The sequence below is a fragment of the Bacillus sp. D7-8 genome (assembly GCF_052055895.1).
GTDB classification, from domain to species: Bacteria; Bacillota; Bacilli; order Bacillales; family Bacillaceae; genus Bacillus; species Bacillus velezensis.
Genome location: NZ_CP179922.1, coordinates 2,451,283 through 2,467,603, shown reverse-complemented (window position 1 = coordinate 2,467,603; position 16,321 = coordinate 2,451,283). Strand labels below are relative to the sequence as shown.

Sequence of the window (16,321 nt, the reverse complement as noted above, 5' to 3'; positions counted from 1 at the left end):
AAGGCTTCCGGGTCGGATAAGAAACATACCGCTTTTAGAATTCGTTGCAAGCTTTGGAAGGAGGGATCCATAATGGCTGATAAACAAACCCACGAAACAGAAACAGAACTTACATTAGACCAGGTAAAAGAGCAGCTTACTGAAACTGGAAAAAAACGTGGCGTTTTAACATATGAAGAAATTGCTGAACGCATGTCCAGCTTTGAAATTGAATCAGACCAAATGGATGAGTATTATGAATTTTTAGGAGAACAAGGTGTTGAATTAATTAGTGAAAATGAAGAAACGGAAGATCCTAATATTCAACAGCTTGCCAAAGCCGAAGAAGAATTTGACCTTAATGACCTCAGCGTACCGCCTGGCGTAAAGATCAATGATCCAGTCCGCATGTACCTTAAGGAAATCGGACGGGTAAATCTTCTTTCTGCTAAAGAAGAAATCACCTACGCTCAAAAAATTGAAGAGGGTGACGAGGAATCTAAACGCAGACTGGCTGAAGCAAACCTTCGTTTAGTTGTCAGCATTGCTAAACGGTATGTCGGCCGCGGCATGCTTTTCTTAGACTTGATCCAAGAAGGAAACATGGGTCTCATGAAAGCCGTCGAGAAGTTTGACTACCGTAAAGGATATAAATTCAGTACGTATGCGACTTGGTGGATCAGACAGGCGATTACACGCGCCATCGCTGACCAGGCGAGAACAATCCGTATCCCGGTTCACATGGTGGAAACCATCAACAAATTAATCCGGGTGCAGCGTCAGCTTCTTCAGGATCTTGGCAGAGAGCCGACACCGGAAGAGATTGCTGAAGACATGGATCTTACACCTGAAAAAGTCCGTGAAATATTAAAAATTGCTCAAGAGCCTGTTTCTTTAGAAACGCCGATCGGTGAAGAAGACGACTCACATCTCGGTGACTTCATCGAAGACCAGGAAGCGACATCTCCGTCGGATCATGCGGCATATGAGCTTTTAAAAGAACAGCTGGAAGATGTGCTGGATACGTTGACAGATCGTGAAGAAAACGTGCTGCGTCTCCGTTTCGGTCTGGATGACGGACGCACAAGAACTTTGGAAGAAGTAGGCAAAGTGTTTGGAGTAACGAGAGAGCGTATTCGCCAAATTGAAGCAAAAGCGCTTCGCAAATTGAGACATCCGAGCAGAAGCAAACGTCTGAAGGATTTTCTCGAATAGAATGGAACGGGTCTTTTTGATCCGTTCTTTTTTATGTATAAGATATATGGATAATATACCTTTATTTTACTGGATAAGCATATGTTTTGCAAATGAGTTTGGAAAAAATGCGGCATGTCCTGAAAGGGGGAAAATGAGATAAGTTTATTTATATTCTTTATTGTAAGCGTATACAATTCATTATACAATAGAATAAAGATAATTTTGTGATAAACAAAACAGTTATTTTTGCTTTTTGTATAAATTGTGAAATCAATGAAATTGCTGAGCAAGACCATTTACTTTTTGTAAAAATAAGTTAGAATTAGAAGTGTTTACATAGGGGGAGAATGAAAAAGGGGGATGGAGATATGAAGTGGAATCCGCTGATTCCTTTTTTGCTCATTGCAGTGCTGGGAATAGGGCTGACTTTCTTTTTAGCTGTAAAAGGCAATGGAGATGCGCATCAGATCGCAAGCGGCGGTGAAAGCAAAAATGCCGAGAAGGAAACTGCAAACGCTTCACCTGAAGAGATTTATAAAGCGAACTGCATCACCTGTCACGGGGAAAACTATGAAGGTGTGTCAGGGCCGAACTTAAAAGGCGTCGGCAAAAGAAAAGATGTCGCTGAGATTAAAACAAAAATTGAAAAAGGCGGCAACGGGATGCCCGCGGGACTTGTGCCGGCCGAAAAGCTGGATGACATGGCAAAATGGGTTTCTGACATTAAATAAAGCTTTACCGGTCCCTATATAAAAGACATATGAAAAACTCTATCCGCCGCTTGGATTCCGGGCGGTTTTTTTATATGATAGTAAAGGAAAAAGAACCTGAGAAAAGTTGTGATATTGTGAATGAAATGAAGTTATCTAAAAGATTGCAGTCTGTGGCGGAATATATCCCTCCGGGTGCCCTGGTTGCTGATATCGGGTCGGACCACGCGTATCTTCCTTGCTATGCCGTTTTGAATCATTTGGCAAGCCGGGCAATCGCCGGTGAAATTACAGACGGACCGTTTCTATCCGCCAAACAGCAGGTGGAAAAACTGGACTTAAGCACTCTTATCTCCGTAAGGAAAGGTGACGGGCTGAGCGTCCTTGAAAAAGGAGAAGCCGGCGCCATTACAATCGCCGGCATGGGCGGAGCGCTGATCGCTCATATTTTGGAGTCCGGAAAAACGAAATTGACGGGGCGTGAACGGCTGATTCTGCAGCCGAATATTCATGCCGTTCATATAAGAGAGTGGCTGTATCAGGAAGGCTATGAACTGATTGATGAAGTGATTCTCGAAGAAGACGGAAAGTGTTATGAAATCCTCGTTGCGGAAACTGGCGACCGTGATGCGCCGTATCGGGACGTGCCGATGGCTGCCGGAATGCTCGCGGGTCCGTTTTTATTAAAAGAGAGGAATGAAGTGTTTCTTCGGAAATGGAGCCAGGAACTTAAGCATACTGAACAAATTTATGAACAGATCAGCCGCAGCGCAAAGCATGAAAATCATGAAAAATTAGCTGAATTGAAAGAGCGGATTTCTCTGCTGAAGGAGGTAATCGGACATGCTTAAACATGTGAACGGACAGGAAATCATCCAGCTGTTTGAACAATTTTCACCGAAGGCTTTTGCGGTGGAAGGAGATAAAATCGGCCTGCAGATCGGTACATTGAATAAGCCGGTGAAAAATGTCATGGTGACACTGGATGTTCTGGAACAAACGGTAGATGAAGCCATTGAGAAAAAAGTTGACTTAATTATCGCCCACCATCCGCCGATTTTTCGGCCGCTTAAACAGATCACCACTGATCAGCCTGGCGGAAGACTGATTGAGAAATGTATAAAGCATGATATTGCCGTATATGCGGCTCATACGAATCTTGATGTAGCGGACGGCGGTGTGAATGATCTGCTTGCCGAAGCTCTCGGCCTGACAGACACAGAAGTGCTCGTCCCGACATATTCGGATCCGCTGAAAAAGCTTGCCGTATATGTTCCGAAAGACTATGAAGAAGCTGTAAGAACTGCACTTGGCAACGCCGGAGCGGGACATATCGGCAATTACAGCCATTGCGCGTTCTCCTCTGAGGGAATCGGCAGCTTTAAGCCGCTGGAAGGGGCAGAACCGTTTATCGGACAGACGGGAGAGCTGGAACTCGTCCATGAAGTGAGACTTGAGACCGTTTTTCCGGCAAGTATGGAGAAAACCGTCGTAAAAGCGCTGAAAAAAAGCCATCCGTATGAAGAGGTGGCATATGATATTTATCCGGTGGAGCAGTCTCCGCTTGAAAAAGGGCTCGGCCGCATCGGAAAACTTCAGCAAGAAATGACGCTTGAAGAGTTTGCGCTGTTTGTGAAAGAAAAGTTTGACGTTAACGGAGTCCGGATGGTCGGAGAGCGAAACAGCAAGGTGAAAAAAGTCGCGGTTCTTGGCGGTGACGGAAATAAATATATTTATCAGGCAAAGCGGAAAGGTGCAGATGTTTACGTGACGGGCGATCTTTATTTCCATGTAGCGCATGATGCGATGATGATGGGATTAAACGTCGTGGACCCGGGGCATTATGCTGAAAAGATCATGAGAAAAGGCACGGCTGAGAAGCTTACGGCAATGGCCGGAGAGAAAAACTATGATGTGCGCATTTTCGCTTCCGAAACAGATACAAACCCATTTACTTTCTTATAAAAAAACTGAGGCCCCGGGCCTCAGTTTTTTATTTTTACTTTCGGAAGGATTTTTTTAAGCGGCACACTGTGTTCAAGCTGCCATGTCGATTCATCGTTGTGGTCAAACTGCTCTAAAAAGCGGATGACTTCCTTTGTAATCGGTGTCGGTGTTGATGCGCCTGCGGTAACGGCGACGGTATTGACGTCTTTCAGCCATTCGAGCTTCAGTTCACTGATGTCTCCGATTCGGTAGGCTTTTGTTCCGGCGATTTCTTCTGACACTTGTGCCAGTCTGTTGGAGTTATTGCTTTTCGGATCACCGACAACAATGGTTAAGTCCGCTTTTTTTGCCTGCTCTGATACAGCTTCTTGACGAACCTGTGTGGCCAGGCAGATTTCCTGATGGTATTCCACGTACGGGTACTTTTCTTTGACTGATTCCATAATATCGTGGACGTCCCACTGGGACATTGTCGTTTGGTTTGTAACGATTAATTTCTCAGCCTGAATATCGAGATTTCTCACGTCTTCCTCTGTTTCAACGAGATGAACGATTTCAGGAGCGACGCCGACGGCTCCTTCAGGCTCGGGGTGGCCTTTTTTACCGATGTATATGACGTGATAGCCTTCAGCTTTTACTTTTCGGATTAAGTCATGTGTTTTCGTGACGTCCGGGCATGTGGCGTCAATCGTAACAAGCCCTTTTTCCTCAGCGGCTTTTCTTACTTCCGGAGATACCCCGTGAGCCGTGAAAATAACGGTTCCTTTTTCCACCTGCTTTAAAATCTCCAGACGGTTTGTGCCGTCAAGCGTGTAAATGCCGTCTTCCTCAAACGCATCTGTGACATGCTTATTATGAACAATCATTCCGAGTATATATATAGGTCTTGGCAGTGTTTTATCGAGTGACGCGTTTTTGGCTATGACCATGGCATCAACAACGCCGTAACAGTAGCCGCGCGGCGATATTTTGATAACGTCCAATGTAGATGTCCTCCTATCAAAAGTGAGTGTAGAGGCAATATAAAAAGCCGTAGTTAAACGGCTCAAATCTTGCATTCTTCTGATCTCATTATAGCTAATCTTTCGTGAGATATCAAAGAATGTTAAATATATAATTTCGGCTTTGATCTGCCCGATGTTCTTTTTGGACGCGGCTGTTCCGCTGAGTCTGCCTGTGCGGCGTCTTTTTCTTTTGAAGCGGATGCTTTTTCAGACGTCTTCTTTGATGTTTTGGATGAGGCGTCTGATTTGTTTTCATCTTCTGTTTCATCTGTTTTTTCAGCTTCATCCTTTTTGTCCTGTTCGTCTGTTTCTTTTGTCTCGTCAGATTCATTCTCGTCATCACTGCTGCTTAATTGGCTGTAAAGCTTCATCATGGCGGGCAGACTCCGTACTAAAGGACCGTACTGCTGGATCATCGGCGTAACCTGCTGCGCCACGCCGAGCACCTTCTGAACGTTGCCGAGCATGCTCGACAGGGATGCCGGACTTGCCAGGTTCTGTATTCCCTGCAGTCCTGCACCTGCTCCTCCGCTGGCCGCCGCCGGTGCCGACGCGGCAGCGCTTCCTCCTCCTGAACCGGGTAAAAAACGGGAAAGCATCCCTTTTAAGCCCCCTCCGCCGCCCGTGCCTGCGTTTCTCAGGCCCGCTCCGGCAATCTGCTGCTGAGGGAAAAGCTGCCGGCCCTGCTGCATCAGCTGCCGGCCCGGCAATGACGGTCTTCCTCCCATCATCATACGCGGATTCATAAACGGCCGTCCCTGCTGCGCCATATTTCTCATCGGCTGCTGTGGAAACATACTTGTACCTCCTTTCTGTCTCTCTGCTATTACAATATGCATCGGGGGGGGCATTTGCTTTTCTGTCTCGAAAACAGGATTCCCCCAAGACATGGTGTTTTTAAGTAAAATCGGTTATAATGTGATGATGGACACAGAATGTGCCGCTTTAAGGAGCTGGGAAAAATGAAAGAAACTAAATTTGATGGATACAATTTAAAACCGTTTATTATAGATGCAGTTCACCGCCTTGGTTTTTATGAACCGACAGATATTCAAAAGCGTCTGATACCTGCCGTACTGAAAAACGAAAGCGTGATCGGGCAGTCCCAGACGGGGACGGGGAAAACCCACGCCTATTTATTGCCAATTTTGAATCGGATTGATCCGGGTTCTGATACGGTACAGGCCGTTATCACGGCGCCGACGAGAGAGCTTGCCAATCAGATTCATCAGGAAGCGCTCAAAATTACACAGGGTGCGGAAGACGAGCCGATCCGGACAAAATGCTTCATCGGCGGGACGGACAAGCAAAAATCAATTGATAAGCTGAAAACACAGCCTCATCTCGTCGTCGGAACGCCGGGCCGGATCGCGGATCTGATTAAGGCGCAGGCATTGAACGTCTATAAAGCGCAGTCTCTCGTCATTGACGAAGCTGATCTGATGCTTGATATGGGCTTTTTAGAAGACGTTGATTACATCGGGTCGCGTATGCCGGAAGAACTGCAGATGCTTGTGTTCTCAGCTACGATTCCGGAAAAGCTGAAGCCGTTTTTGAAAAAGTATATGGAAAATCCGAAGTACGCGCATGTTGAGCCGAAAAGAATCACAGCCGAAAAGATTGAACATGTGTTGGTTCCTTCTAAACAGCGTGATAAAGACAAACTGCTTTTTGAAATGATGTCTCATCTGAACCCTTATCTGGGCATTGTGTTTGCAAATACGAAAAACACGGCTGACCATATTGCGAAATACCTGACTGAAAAAGGAATGAGAGTCGGTCTTCTGCACGGGGGATTAACGCCGCGTGAGCGTAAGAAGGTAATGAAGCAGATTAATGATCTGGAATTCACTTATGTCATTGCGACAGACCTTGCGGCTAGAGGAATTGACATTAAAGGCGTAAGCCACGTCATCAACTACGAGCTTCCGGACGATTTGGATTTTTATGTTCACCGTGTCGGAAGAACTGCACGCGCCGGTTCATCAGGCCAAGCACTGACCATTTATGAGCTTTCTGACGAAGATGCGCTCGCAAGACTTGAAAAGATGGGCATTGTGTTTGACTATGCGGAGCTTGTAAACGGGGAATGGAAGAAAGGCGATGACCGCCACCGCCGTAAAAATCGCAAAAAGACGGCAAATGAGGCTGACCAAATTGCGAAACGCCTCGTAAAAAAGCCGAAAAAAGTAAAGCCGGGCTATAAAAAGAAAATGAGCTACGAAATGGAAAAAATTAAAAAGAAGCAGAGAAGAAACCAATCTAACAGAGGAAAGTAGGGGGAATCGGGTTGCTGAAAATAGGTTCACACGTCTCAATGAGCGGAAAACATATGCTCCTTGCCGCAAGCAAGGAAGCTGTTTCGTACGGGGCGAACACATTTATGATCTATACGGGCGCTCCCCAAAACACGCGCCGCAAAAAAATTGAGGACTTGAATATTGAAGCGGGCCGCGCCCATATGAAGGAAAACGGCATCGATGAGATTGTCGTGCATGCGCCGTACATCATTAACATTGGAAATACGACAAATCCGGCAACATTTGAGCTGGGCGTTGATTTTCTGCGTTCTGAAATTGAAAGAACGGCAGCGATCGGCGCGAGACAGATCGTGCTTCATCCAGGGGCGCATGTCGGAGCCGGGGCTGAGACGGGCATCAAAAAAATCATTGAAGGTTTAAACGAAGTGATTGTTCCCGGGCAAAACGTGCAGATTGCGCTGGAGACAATGGCGGGCAAAGGATCAGAATGCGGAAGAAGCTTTGAAGAGCTGGCCGAGATCATTGCGGGAGTCACGCATAATGAACATCTATCCGTCTGCTTTGACACTTGCCACACCCATGACGCCGGGTATGATGTCGCTAATGATTTTGACGGTGTTCTTAACGAGTTTGATAAAATCGTCGGCATCGATCGGATAAAAGTCCTTCATGTTAACGACAGTAAAAATATTAAAGGCGCCCGGAAAGACCGCCATGAAAATATCGGGTTCGGAGAGATCGGTTTTGACGCTCTGCAGTACATCGTTCATCACGAGCAGCTTGCCGATATTCCGAAAATCCTCGAAACACCGTATGTAGGCGAAGACAAGAAAAATAAGAAGCCGCCGTACCGTTTTGAAATCGAAATGCTGAAAGAAAAGCAGTTTGATAAGGAGCTTCTTGAAAAAATATCAGCTCAATAAGAAAGAAAGGAGGGGCGGGTGTCCCTCCTTTCTTACCCTGAAAATTGATTGAAAAGTTCGTCAACTTTCCGCGCCGTTTCTTTTGAGGTTATCGTTTCCACTTTTTTCAGCAGGCGCAGCCGCTCCTGTTCATCAAAAATATTGATGTTTTTTCCGTGCATCAGAGCCGCTACCTCAGCCGCTTGACTTCTTGTAATGCTGATCCCGTATTGCTTGGAATATTTCAGCAGATCGTCCGCAGTGACTTGATTGAGCCGCTGCAAAATAATTCTTTGTATTAAAATCATCGATACTTTCACCTCTTTAGACATAATGTATTGAGCAGATCATTAAAATGTTACAGCTTTTAATGGTAAAATAAAGTTGCTTACTGTTTAAAATAGTTATTATAGGAAAGGAGATTTTATGACCCCAAATAAACAGCATAAAAGAGAATCATTTTTACACTTTATCTTCAGGGTCATTATGATTCTGATCGGGGCGGGTTCAGCCGCCGTAAGTATTGAATTGTTTCTGGTCCCTAATAATTTTATCGACGGAGGCATTATCGGTGTTTCATTAATTTTAGACCACCTCTTTATGTCCAATCCCCTCCTCAATTTTGCCTTATTCGTTGTGTTACTCAACATTCCATTTATGATTTTCGGATATAAATATATCGGAAAAACATTTCTCATCTCTACTGTTATCGGAATCGTCGGTTTAGCGCTGATTGAATCCTCATTGCACCATGTGGAGGCCATTACGACCCAGCCTATTTTGGCGACGGTATTCGGCGGGCTTTTGCTCGGTTTCGGGGTAGGCCTTGTCATCCGAAACGGAGGCTCGATGGACGGTACTGAAATCCTCGGTATCCTTCTCACGAAAAAGCTGCCCTTTTCAGTCGGGGAATTCGTTATGCTCATCAATGTGTTTATTTTCATTTGGGCCGGTTTTGTGTTCGGTCCGGAGCAGGCAATGTATTCTTTCATGACTTATTATATTGCCATGAAAACGATTGACGCCGTCATCCAGGGGCTTGATGAAACAAAAGCGGTCATTATTGTTGCAGAGCAATATGCTGAGATCTCAGATGCTATATTGCACCGGCTTGGGCGGGGAACCACCAAACTTCAGGGGAAAGGCGGATATACGGATGAAACCAAAGAAGTCATTTACGCGGTCGTGACAAGGCTTGAAGTGACTAAATTGAAATCCATTGTGTTTGAAATTGATAAAAACGCCTTTATTACGATCATGAATACCCATGAAACGAGGGGCGGTAAGTTCAAAACCGCGATTCACTAGGCTTTCATTTACTTTTCATCATTTTATAGGTATAATTTGATACATCATAAGAAAATGGCCTGCTGTTCAGACAGCTGCCATTTTCTTTTTGGAGCGATACCGTGTTGTAAAGGGGAGGTCCTCATGAACGTACAAGAAGCGTTGAACCTGCTGAAAGAAAAAGGGTATAAATATACGAGTAAGCGAGAAGACATGCTGCAGCTTTTTGCTGATTCTGATAAATATCTGACCGCCAAAAACGTGCTTGCCGCATTAAATGACGACTATCCGGGTCTGAGCTTTGATACCATATACAGAAATCTTTCGTTATATGAAGAACTCGGCATTTTGGAAACGACGGAGCTTTCCGGAGAAAAACTGTTCCGTTTTACATGCTCTTATACCCATCATCATCACCATTTTATCTGTTTAACCTGCGGGAAAACGAAGGAAATTGAGTCCTGTCCGATGGATAAGCTGCACGATGATTTGGAAGGGTATGAAATCAGCGGCCATAAGTTTGAAATTTACGGCACCTGTCCGGCGTGCCGATAAAAAACCTCCTGCTTATACAGGAGGTTTTTTTCAGCTTTTGACATGCTGAAAGCTATGTTTGTTTTTATTAATCCAGGCGACGGCTTCAAGCCAATTCTGCACCCTGATAATATTGGAATCGATGGGGAGCTGATTATATGGGGAGTTAAAAAGGATAACCGGAATGCCTGCTTCTTTTGCGATCATTGTCGCATTGCCGTGGTGATCTTCGAAAAATAAATCAATGCCGTGTTTTTTGACGGCTTCCACTTTGTGATGGCCTCCGACAAGCTCAATGTGATCGTAATGAATGTCCCGGTTTGCAAACCAGTCCAGCGTAACATCTTCTAAGTGGCCGCGTCTTGCCGTAATGTAGATCAGACGGTGCTCTTCTTTCAGTCCGTCCAGTGCCTGCTTGGCAAATTCCGCGAGCTTCGCTTCTTTATATATGGCTGCTTCATGAACGTTCATCCATTCCCAAAATTCCTCGTCTGTAATGTTCAAAAGCTTCGTCAGATCATAATCAGTCATATCATCCAAGGTAATGGAAAGATGAAATGAGCGGTTTAAATAAGGGACAAATGTATCCTGTGCCGTAACTGTGCCGTCAATATCTATACCTAACCGTAACATGTCCACACTCCTATAAATTCATCCCTTCAAGTGTAACATAAACGATTAACAATACCAGAAAAGTTTAGCAAACATGAATTCGTAAAAAACGCGGAAACTAAAAAAGCTCCTTTCATAAAAGAAAAAGGGGGAATTGAAGGTGGCATACGATTACGAAAATCGAAAAGGCAACGACTACTATGTGGATCATGGATCGGAAGGAACCGATATCACGCGTGATGTTTATTCAGAAGAAACAGCGGCCGAAATTTCAGAGCCATATCGTGCTTCTGACCGGGCAGCAGACCGTGATGATAATCGGGACGGAGTAAGTGAAGGCCGGGGGATAGGGTATGCAGCATTGGCTATTTCTATCATTTCCCTGTTTGTGCTCCCTGTTTTATTAGGGGCATGCGGCATTATCGTCGGCTATATCGCCAGAAGAAGAGGAGCAGGCGCTTTAGGCGGATGGGCGATGGGAATCGGTATTGTTTCCCTTGTGCTCGGCATCTTCATTACACCGTTTTTTTAACACAACGCAAAAAAAAGCTTGGCGGAATATCCGTCAAGCTTTTTGTGTTTCTTGTTCTGCTTTTGCTTTTTCCGCTTCAAGCTTTGCGTAGTGTTCTTCTGCCAGCTTGTCGATTTCTTTTTTCAGCTCTTCGACCATGGTTTCTTCAGGGACTTTGCGGACGATTTGGCCTTTGCGGAAAAGAAGTCCTTCGCCGCGCGCGCCGGCAATCCCGATATCAGCTTCTCTTGCTTCGCCCGGTCCGTTAACGGCACATCCGAGAACCGCTACTTTAATCGGCGCTTTGACTTTAGAAATGTATTCTTCCACTTCATTTGCGATGCTGATGAGATCAATTTCGATCCGTCCGCATGTCGGGCATGAAATAAGCGTAGCCGCGTTTGAAGCAAGACCGAATGATTTCAGCAGTTCTCTGGCTACTTTTACTTCTTCAACCGGGTCGGCGCTCAGAGAGATCCGGAGCGTGTTTCCGATTCCTTTGCTTAAAATCGCTCCGAGTCCGGCCGCGCTTTTTACCGTTCCGGCAAACAGCGTGCCCGATTCTGTAATTCCGAGGTGGAGCGGATAATCAAATGCTTTTGAAGCTTTTTCGTATGCTTCTATGGCTAGATTGACGTCAGACGCTTTCATGCTGACGATGATGTCGTGAAAGTCAAGGTCTTCCAGGATTTTGATATGATGAAGCGCACTCTCAACCATTCCGTCAGCAGTCGGATAGCCGTATTTTTCTAAAATGCGTTTTTCCAAAGAACCCGCGTTTACGCCGATCCGGATTGGAATTCCTTTTTCTTTCGCTGCTTTTACGACGGCTTCCACTTTTTCGCGGCGGCCGATGTTTCCCGGGTTGATTCTGATTTTGTCGGCCCCGCCCTCAATTGCTTTTAATGCAAGCTTGTAGTCAAAATGAATATCGACAACGAGAGGGATGGAAATTTGTTTTTTGATGTCGGCAATCGCGTTAGCGGCGCGTTCGTCCGGACATGCCACCCGGACAATTTGGCAGCCGGCTTCGGCTAAACGGTTGATTTCCGCAACTGTTGCTTCTACGTCGTGTGTTTTGGTCGTCGTCATACTCTGAATGACGACTTCGTTATTTCCGCCTATTGTTAAAGGTCCCACTTTGACGGGACGCGTTTTTGTACGATGTGTGATTTCACTCACTTGTCAATCGCTCCTTAATTGTAGTTACCGCTTTTGCAGGCTGAGCCTTTTACATGTCAGGCAACTTCTATTTACATGTTATATTGTAACAGTGTATTTGCCGAACTGACAAGAAATTAACGTTTAATTGCGGTAGACGGGGAATTTATAAGCGGTGCCTGCCTGAATGGCATTTGCTTTTACATTCGGATTCAGCGCTTCAAAATCTTGTGCAATATCATCTGGTGCTTTATGTGCGCCGACTATCGACATCACCGTATCGCCTTTTTTGACCGTAACCGTTCTGTATGAAGATTCCTGTCGGGCTGGCTGTGCCGCCGCTGCGTATGCTGGAAGGTCTTGAGAAGGGATCGTGCCGATTTTAAGATCGTAAAAGATAATGAATATCACAAATAAACTGCCGAATACAAAAGTAAGCCGCTTCATTCCAACCGCCTCCCGCATACATTTTTACTTCATTGTATGCTTGTCCCATTTTGTTCATGACAAAAAAGAAGACCGCCGGGGGCAGTCTTTGTTACACAGCTGTTTTTCTTGGCGGTATCTCTTTTAAGACGAGGAAAAGGATGATAAAGTTTACAAACCAATTCACTAAAAATTCACTCGGCACTGTAATAACAAGCGCGCGCATGATCGTAAAGAATATGGTCGAAAGTGTAATGGAATAAGCCGAAAGCTTCCAGAGCTGCTGGTAATTCAATGTCTTTCTTTGCGCATTTTTTAATATGAGGCCGATGACGGCGAGAAATGATACTTCAATGAATTTTCCGGCCGCTGTCATGATGAACAGCAGAACGGACAGGACGGTGACGATCATTGTTTTATTTTGGTTTAATGCTGATATGATTTCTTTTTTTGTGATATCAGCAGGCATCAGCGAATAATTCATTTCTGTCGCCTGTCCGTCTACAGCAAGCACCATTTTATTTTTCAAAATGCCGATCGCATTTTGTTTGGCCGCTATTTGTTTCGCGCCGTAAGCATCTGTCGGATCAAACACGATGACGAACCCGTTCGCTTCCGTTTCCTTAGAGGCGGACGCTTTCGTCTGCAATTCTCCGTTTGAAATGCTGAAATCAGGGAAATCTTTCTTTAACACGGTTTTGAAACCGTTCATTGAGTTTACGGTGCCGGAGCAAAGGTAATAAGCGCTTGGCAGCGTAAAAAGGACAGACAGCAAAAATACATAAAGGATCGCTTTTCCTATCCCCTGAAACCGTGTTTTTGCAATATCTGCCGGAGAATATGTACTTTTCAATAAAGCCGTAAATATGTTCAATATCTTCACTTCCTAGCCTAAACTGGTATATGTTGCTTATTGTATCGTTCACAGGGGATGAACACAAGTGAGAGTATTTAAAGCGGTGATAAGGAATCATACATAATAAGATAATGCGGGAAGCGGTGATCGCCCGCAAAACAAAGGAGGGTGTTTTTGTCATGAGTGTTTTGTATTGGCTGATGATCATTGCTGTCTTCGTCATTGCTTTTATCGGGCTTGTATATCCGGTGATTCCAAGCGTTATTTTTATTGTGGCCGGTTTTCTTCTCTACGGGTTTTTGTTTTCCTTCAGTCCTTATTCTTACCTGTTTTGGCTCATTGAGGCGGTATTTGCGGCCGTTTTATTCGCAGCTGACTATGTGTCAAATTTACTTGGCGTTAAAAGGTACGGAGGAAGCAGGGCGGCAATCTGGGGAAGCACGATCGGATTATTGATCGGGCCCTTCGTTATTCCCGTGGCGGGCATTATATTAGGCCCGTTTATCGGTGCTCTCTGCGCTGAGGTGTTTGTTCATCAAAAGGATATCAAGTCCGCGGCAAAAGTGGGGCTCGGCTCGTTAATCGGCTTTTTAACAAGCGTCGCGGCAAAAGGCGTCATTCAGCTCTTTATGATCGGATATTTCTTATGGACGGTGCTTTAGAAAGGTTTAATTTCGGCTGTGAACGGATAAAGTGTAATATGTCTGCTGGAATCGCCGGATTGTGAGCTTTTTCATTGATTACCACGCTTTCTTTTGTTACATTGAGATTAGAAAAGTTCGCGTTAAGCGGCATTTCAGTACATATATTTAAAGGAGGAAAAAATTATGGCTTACAAACTTCCAGAATTGCCTTACGCTTATGATGCTTTAGAACCTCATATCGATAAGGAAACGATGACGATTCACCATACGAAGCACCATAACACATACGTGACAAACCTCAACAAAGCGATCGAAGGATCAGCGCTTGCAGAGAAATCTGTAGATGAGCTTGTTGCTGATTTGAACGCAGTGCCGGAGGACATCCGCACGGCAGTCCGCAACAATGGCGGCGGACATGCAAACCACTCTTTATTCTGGACTCTTTTATCTCCGAACGGCGGAGGCGAACCGACTGGTGAGCTTGCTGAAGAGATCAAAAGCACGTTCGGAAGCTTCGATCAATTTAAAGAAAAATTCGCCGCCGCAGCTGCAGGCCGTTTCGGTTCAGGCTGGGCTTGGCTCGTTGTAAACAACGGCAAACTTGAAATTACAAGCACGCCAAACCAAGATTCACCGCTTTCAGAAGGTAAAACACCTGTTCTCGGTCTTGATGTTTGGGAGCACGCGTACTACCTGAACTACCAAAACCGCCGTCCTGATTACATTTCAGCTTTCTGGAATGTTGTGAACTGGGATGAAGTTGCCCGTCTTTACAGCGAAGCAAAATAATTGAGTTGAATGATCACAAGGTCTCCCGCGGGAGGCCTTGTTTTTTTATTGACTTTGATTCCTTTTACATATCTCAGTTTGAGTGAGACAAACTAATGTGTAGTAAAGGGGAGTCAATGATGAGCAAAATAAAAAAAATTATCGGCGACATCGAAATAAATAAAGGGCTGCTGCTGTTATTGACGATTGGCGGCCTTTACTCATTGGGCATCGCGCTGTCAAATACATTTGTCAACGTGTATTTGTGGAAGCAGTCGGGAAAATTTATTGATTTGGCCATATACAATTTGTCGGTCGTGACGATGCAGCCGGTTACCTTTCTGCTGGCTGGCCGGCTGGCTAAAAAAATTGACAGGGTGTTTATTCTAAGGTTCGGCGTTATCTTTTTGGCCGCTTTTTATTTAAGTGTGCTGCTTGCCGGAGAAACTGCGGCTTCCCGTCTCGTTTTGATAGGGGCCGTGCTCGGAGTTGGATACGGCTTTTACTGGCTGGCTTTTAATGTGCTGACTTTCGAAATCACGGAACCGGAAACGAGAGATTTTTTTAACGGGTTTTTAGGCATTTTGTCTTCATCGGCGGGCATGATCGGTCCGATTGTGGCCGGATATGTCATTTCAAGACTTGAAAACAATACGGGTTATACAATCATTTTCAGCCTGTCGCTCGGCTTATTTGCCCTTGCCGTGGTCATGAGCTTTTTTCTGAAGCGGAGGGAGTCGAAAGGCCGGTTTATGCTGAAAAAAGTTTTTGATGAGCGCCACACGAATCTGAATTGGCGCCGGATTACCAACGCGCACTTTTTTCAAGGCTTGAGAGAAGGGATTTTTGTTTTTTTAATCAGCGTATTTGTATTCATTGCGACAAACAGTGAGCTGGCGCTCGGAACATTCGGTCTCGTCAATTCCGCGGTTTCTTTTTTTGCCTATTATTTTGCATCAAGGCTCATCAAAAAAAGAGCGCGGAAAAAGGCGATTCTTATCGGCGGATTGATCTTGTACGGCGCCCTGTTTCTCATAATTTTCAAAATGAGCTTCACGACGCTCCTTTTGTACGGAGTGTTTATTGCGATCGGCTATCCAGTTCTGCTCGTGCCGTATGTCTCGCTTACATATGATGTGATAGGACGGGCGCGGCTTGCCAGAAAAGCCAGAATTGAATACATTGTGCTCAGGGAGTTATTTTTAAATGCGGGCCGGATCGTTTCCATCCTTTGTTTCCTTGTCATCGTTACATTGTTCAAGGAAAAAGTGGGGATACCGGCGGCGCTCGTGCTGCTCGGAGCCGGGCATCCGCTGATTTATTACTTTATAAAAGACATCAAACTGGATACGGAAACTTCTGATGAAACAGTAGAAGAAGACCGACAAAAACAGGCGGCGGAACCGAATTTTATAAAAGGAGAAAGATAAAAGGGTTATCTGTAGAAAAATATCGAAAAAACCTTTAGAATGAAAAATGGCACCTGAACAGAAGGTGTCATTTCTTTCTGTAAATAAGAAAA

Annotated in this window: 19 protein-coding genes; 12 read left to right on the top strand and 7 right to left on the bottom strand. The window is 45.0% G+C overall.

Annotated elements, in window-relative coordinates; translation table 11 throughout:
* The first annotated feature begins 72 nt into the window (after nucleotides 1-72).
* From rpoD to ACKTRM_RS11960, 4 genes are all read left to right on the top strand, one after another.
* On the top strand, nucleotides 73-1,194 hold the full coding sequence (rpoD, locus tag ACKTRM_RS11975; protein WP_003152998.1) for an RNA polymerase sigma factor RpoD: 1,122 nt from the start codon (nucleotides 73-75) through the stop codon (nucleotides 1,192-1,194).
* A 350-nt stretch (nucleotides 1,195-1,544) separates the two neighbouring features.
* Nucleotides 1,545-1,907, top strand: coding sequence for a cytochrome c550 (gene cccA, locus ACKTRM_RS11970; protein WP_003152999.1), 363 nt, complete (start codon nucleotides 1,545-1,547; stop codon nucleotides 1,905-1,907).
* Between the two features lie 125 nt (nucleotides 1,908-2,032).
* Nucleotides 2,033-2,737, top strand: a complete 705-nt coding sequence (locus tag ACKTRM_RS11965) for a tRNA (adenine(22)-N(1))-methyltransferase (protein ID WP_012118009.1) — start codon at nucleotides 2,033-2,035, stop codon at nucleotides 2,735-2,737.
* Entirely contained in the window at nucleotides 2,730-3,851 is a 1,122-nt protein-coding gene (locus ACKTRM_RS11960; RefSeq protein WP_012118008.1) for a Nif3-like dinuclear metal center hexameric protein, read from the top strand. The genes ACKTRM_RS11965 and ACKTRM_RS11960 overlap by 8 nt, the downstream gene beginning before the upstream one ends.
* Nucleotides 3,852-3,871: 20 nt before the next feature.
* Here the strand turns inward: ACKTRM_RS11960 and ACKTRM_RS11955 are convergent, their stop codons facing one another.
* Both ACKTRM_RS11955 and vrrA read right to left on the bottom strand, forming a co-directional pair.
* Nucleotides 3,872-4,816 carry a 4-hydroxy-3-methylbut-2-enyl diphosphate reductase gene (locus ACKTRM_RS11955; RefSeq protein WP_012118007.1) on the bottom strand — a complete coding sequence of 315 codons (945 nt, stop codon included), beginning with the start codon at nucleotides 4,814-4,816 and terminating at the stop codon, nucleotides 3,872-3,874.
* Between the two features lie 122 nt (nucleotides 4,817-4,938).
* A complete protein-coding gene (vrrA, locus tag ACKTRM_RS11950) occupies nucleotides 4,939-5,634 on the bottom strand; it encodes a VrrA/YqfQ family protein (protein WP_012118006.1) in 696 nt (231 codons plus the stop codon).
* Nucleotides 5,635-5,799: 165 nt separating this feature from the next.
* On the opposite strand from vrrA, the gene ACKTRM_RS11945 reads away from it, so the two are divergent.
* Both ACKTRM_RS11945 and ACKTRM_RS11940 read left to right on the top strand, forming a co-directional pair.
* Nucleotides 5,800-7,116, top strand: a complete 1,317-nt coding sequence (locus ACKTRM_RS11945; RefSeq protein ID WP_012118005.1) for a DEAD/DEAH box helicase — start codon at nucleotides 5,800-5,802, stop codon at nucleotides 7,114-7,116.
* A gap of 11 nt (nucleotides 7,117-7,127) precedes the next feature.
* Nucleotides 7,128-8,021 carry a deoxyribonuclease IV gene (locus tag ACKTRM_RS11940; RefSeq protein ID WP_012118004.1) on the top strand — a complete coding sequence of 298 codons (894 nt, stop codon included), beginning with the start codon at nucleotides 7,128-7,130 and terminating at the stop codon, nucleotides 8,019-8,021.
* A gap of 32 nt (nucleotides 8,022-8,053) precedes the next feature.
* Here the strand turns inward: ACKTRM_RS11940 and ACKTRM_RS11935 are convergent, their stop codons facing one another.
* Nucleotides 8,054-8,308, bottom strand: a complete 255-nt coding sequence (locus ACKTRM_RS11935) for a DUF2624 domain-containing protein (RefSeq protein WP_003153013.1) — start codon at nucleotides 8,306-8,308, stop codon at nucleotides 8,054-8,056.
* 118 nt (nucleotides 8,309-8,426) lie between these two features.
* On the opposite strand from ACKTRM_RS11935, the gene ACKTRM_RS11930 reads away from it, so the two are divergent.
* Complete coding sequence (locus ACKTRM_RS11930; RefSeq protein WP_007408296.1) at nucleotides 8,427-9,308, top strand: YitT family protein; 882 nt, start codon at nucleotides 8,427-8,429, stop codon at nucleotides 9,306-9,308.
* A 123-nt stretch (nucleotides 9,309-9,431) separates the two neighbouring features.
* The gene (locus ACKTRM_RS11925) at nucleotides 9,432-9,842 is read left to right on the top strand and encodes a Fur family transcriptional regulator (protein WP_003153018.1); all 411 of its coding nucleotides are present in this window, start codon (nucleotides 9,432-9,434) and stop codon (nucleotides 9,840-9,842) included.
* Nucleotides 9,843-9,872: 30 nt separating this feature from the next.
* On the opposite strand, the gene ACKTRM_RS11920 is transcribed toward ACKTRM_RS11925, so the two are convergent.
* Nucleotides 9,873-10,454, bottom strand: coding sequence for a nucleotidase (locus ACKTRM_RS11920; protein ID WP_007408297.1), 582 nt, complete (start codon nucleotides 10,452-10,454; stop codon nucleotides 9,873-9,875).
* A gap of 133 nt (nucleotides 10,455-10,587) precedes the next feature.
* On the opposite strand from ACKTRM_RS11920, the gene ACKTRM_RS11915 reads away from it, so the two are divergent.
* On the top strand, nucleotides 10,588-10,965 hold the full coding sequence (locus ACKTRM_RS11915; protein WP_087920773.1) for a DUF308 domain-containing protein: 378 nt from the start codon (nucleotides 10,588-10,590) through the stop codon (nucleotides 10,963-10,965).
* A gap of 33 nt (nucleotides 10,966-10,998) precedes the next feature.
* Here ACKTRM_RS11915 and ispG read toward each other — a convergent pair whose 3' ends face one another.
* From ispG to ACKTRM_RS11900, 3 genes are all read right to left on the bottom strand, one after another.
* Nucleotides 10,999-12,117, bottom strand: a complete 1,119-nt coding sequence (gene ispG, locus ACKTRM_RS11910; RefSeq protein ID WP_169510269.1) for a flavodoxin-dependent (E)-4-hydroxy-3-methylbut-2-enyl-diphosphate synthase — start codon at nucleotides 12,115-12,117, stop codon at nucleotides 10,999-11,001.
* Between the two features lie 132 nt (nucleotides 12,118-12,249).
* The gene (locus tag ACKTRM_RS11905) at nucleotides 12,250-12,552 is read right to left on the bottom strand and encodes a LysM peptidoglycan-binding domain-containing protein (protein ID WP_007408299.1); all 303 of its coding nucleotides are present in this window, start codon (nucleotides 12,550-12,552) and stop codon (nucleotides 12,250-12,252) included.
* 91 nt (nucleotides 12,553-12,643) lie between these two features.
* The gene (locus ACKTRM_RS11900) at nucleotides 12,644-13,405 is read right to left on the bottom strand and encodes a DUF1189 domain-containing protein (protein WP_012118003.1); all 762 of its coding nucleotides are present in this window, start codon (nucleotides 13,403-13,405) and stop codon (nucleotides 12,644-12,646) included.
* Between the two features lie 161 nt (nucleotides 13,406-13,566).
* Here ACKTRM_RS11900 and ACKTRM_RS11895 point away from each other — a divergent pair, with 161 nt between their 5' ends.
* The 3 genes from ACKTRM_RS11895 (at nucleotide 13,567) to ACKTRM_RS11885 (ending at nucleotide 16,229) form a co-directional block, all read left to right on the top strand.
* Complete coding sequence (locus ACKTRM_RS11895) at nucleotides 13,567-14,049, top strand: DUF456 domain-containing protein (protein ID WP_007408301.1); 483 nt, start codon at nucleotides 13,567-13,569, stop codon at nucleotides 14,047-14,049.
* A 165-nt stretch (nucleotides 14,050-14,214) separates the two neighbouring features.
* On the top strand, nucleotides 14,215-14,820 hold the full coding sequence (sodA, locus tag ACKTRM_RS11890; protein ID WP_003153025.1) for a superoxide dismutase SodA: 606 nt from the start codon (nucleotides 14,215-14,217) through the stop codon (nucleotides 14,818-14,820).
* 119 nt (nucleotides 14,821-14,939) lie between these two features.
* A complete protein-coding gene (locus ACKTRM_RS11885) occupies nucleotides 14,940-16,229 on the top strand; it encodes an MFS transporter (protein WP_012118002.1) in 1,290 nt (429 codons plus the stop codon).
* The last annotated feature ends 92 nt before the right edge of the window (nucleotides 16,230-16,321 follow it).

Bases quoted from the DNA above. Each gene is read 5' to 3' on its own strand.
- rpoD (WP_003152998.1), top strand. From the start codon at position 73: ATGGCTGATAAACAAACCCACGAAACAGAAACAGAACTTACATTAGAC.
- cccA (WP_003152999.1), top strand. From the start codon at position 1,545: ATGAAGTGGAATCCGCTGATTCCTTTTTTGCTCATTGCAGTGCTGGGA.
- ACKTRM_RS11965 (WP_012118009.1), top strand. From the start codon at position 2,033: ATGAAGTTATCTAAAAGATTGCAGTCTGTGGCGGAATATATCCCTCCG.
- ACKTRM_RS11960 (WP_012118008.1), top strand. From the start codon at position 2,730: ATGCTTAAACATGTGAACGGACAGGAAATCATCCAGCTGTTTGAACAA.
- vrrA (WP_012118006.1), bottom strand. From the start codon at position 5,634: ATGTTTCCACAGCAGCCGATGAGAAATATGGCGCAGCAGGGACGGCCG.
- ACKTRM_RS11945 (WP_012118005.1), top strand. From the start codon at position 5,800: ATGAAAGAAACTAAATTTGATGGATACAATTTAAAACCGTTTATTATA.
- ACKTRM_RS11935 (WP_003153013.1), bottom strand. From the start codon at position 8,308: ATGATTTTAATACAAAGAATTATTTTGCAGCGGCTCAATCAAGTCACT.
- ACKTRM_RS11930 (WP_007408296.1), top strand. From the start codon at position 8,427: ATGACCCCAAATAAACAGCATAAAAGAGAATCATTTTTACACTTTATC.
- ACKTRM_RS11925 (WP_003153018.1), top strand. From the start codon at position 9,432: ATGAACGTACAAGAAGCGTTGAACCTGCTGAAAGAAAAAGGGTATAAA.
- ACKTRM_RS11920 (WP_007408297.1), bottom strand. From the start codon at position 10,454: ATGTTACGGTTAGGTATAGATATTGACGGCACAGTTACGGCACAGGAT.
- ACKTRM_RS11905 (WP_007408299.1), bottom strand. From the start codon at position 12,552: ATGAAGCGGCTTACTTTTGTATTCGGCAGTTTATTTGTGATATTCATT.
- ACKTRM_RS11895 (WP_007408301.1), top strand. From the start codon at position 13,567: ATGAGTGTTTTGTATTGGCTGATGATCATTGCTGTCTTCGTCATTGCT.
- sodA (WP_003153025.1), top strand. From the start codon at position 14,215: ATGGCTTACAAACTTCCAGAATTGCCTTACGCTTATGATGCTTTAGAA.
- ACKTRM_RS11885 (WP_012118002.1), top strand. From the start codon at position 14,940: ATGAGCAAAATAAAAAAAATTATCGGCGACATCGAAATAAATAAAGGG.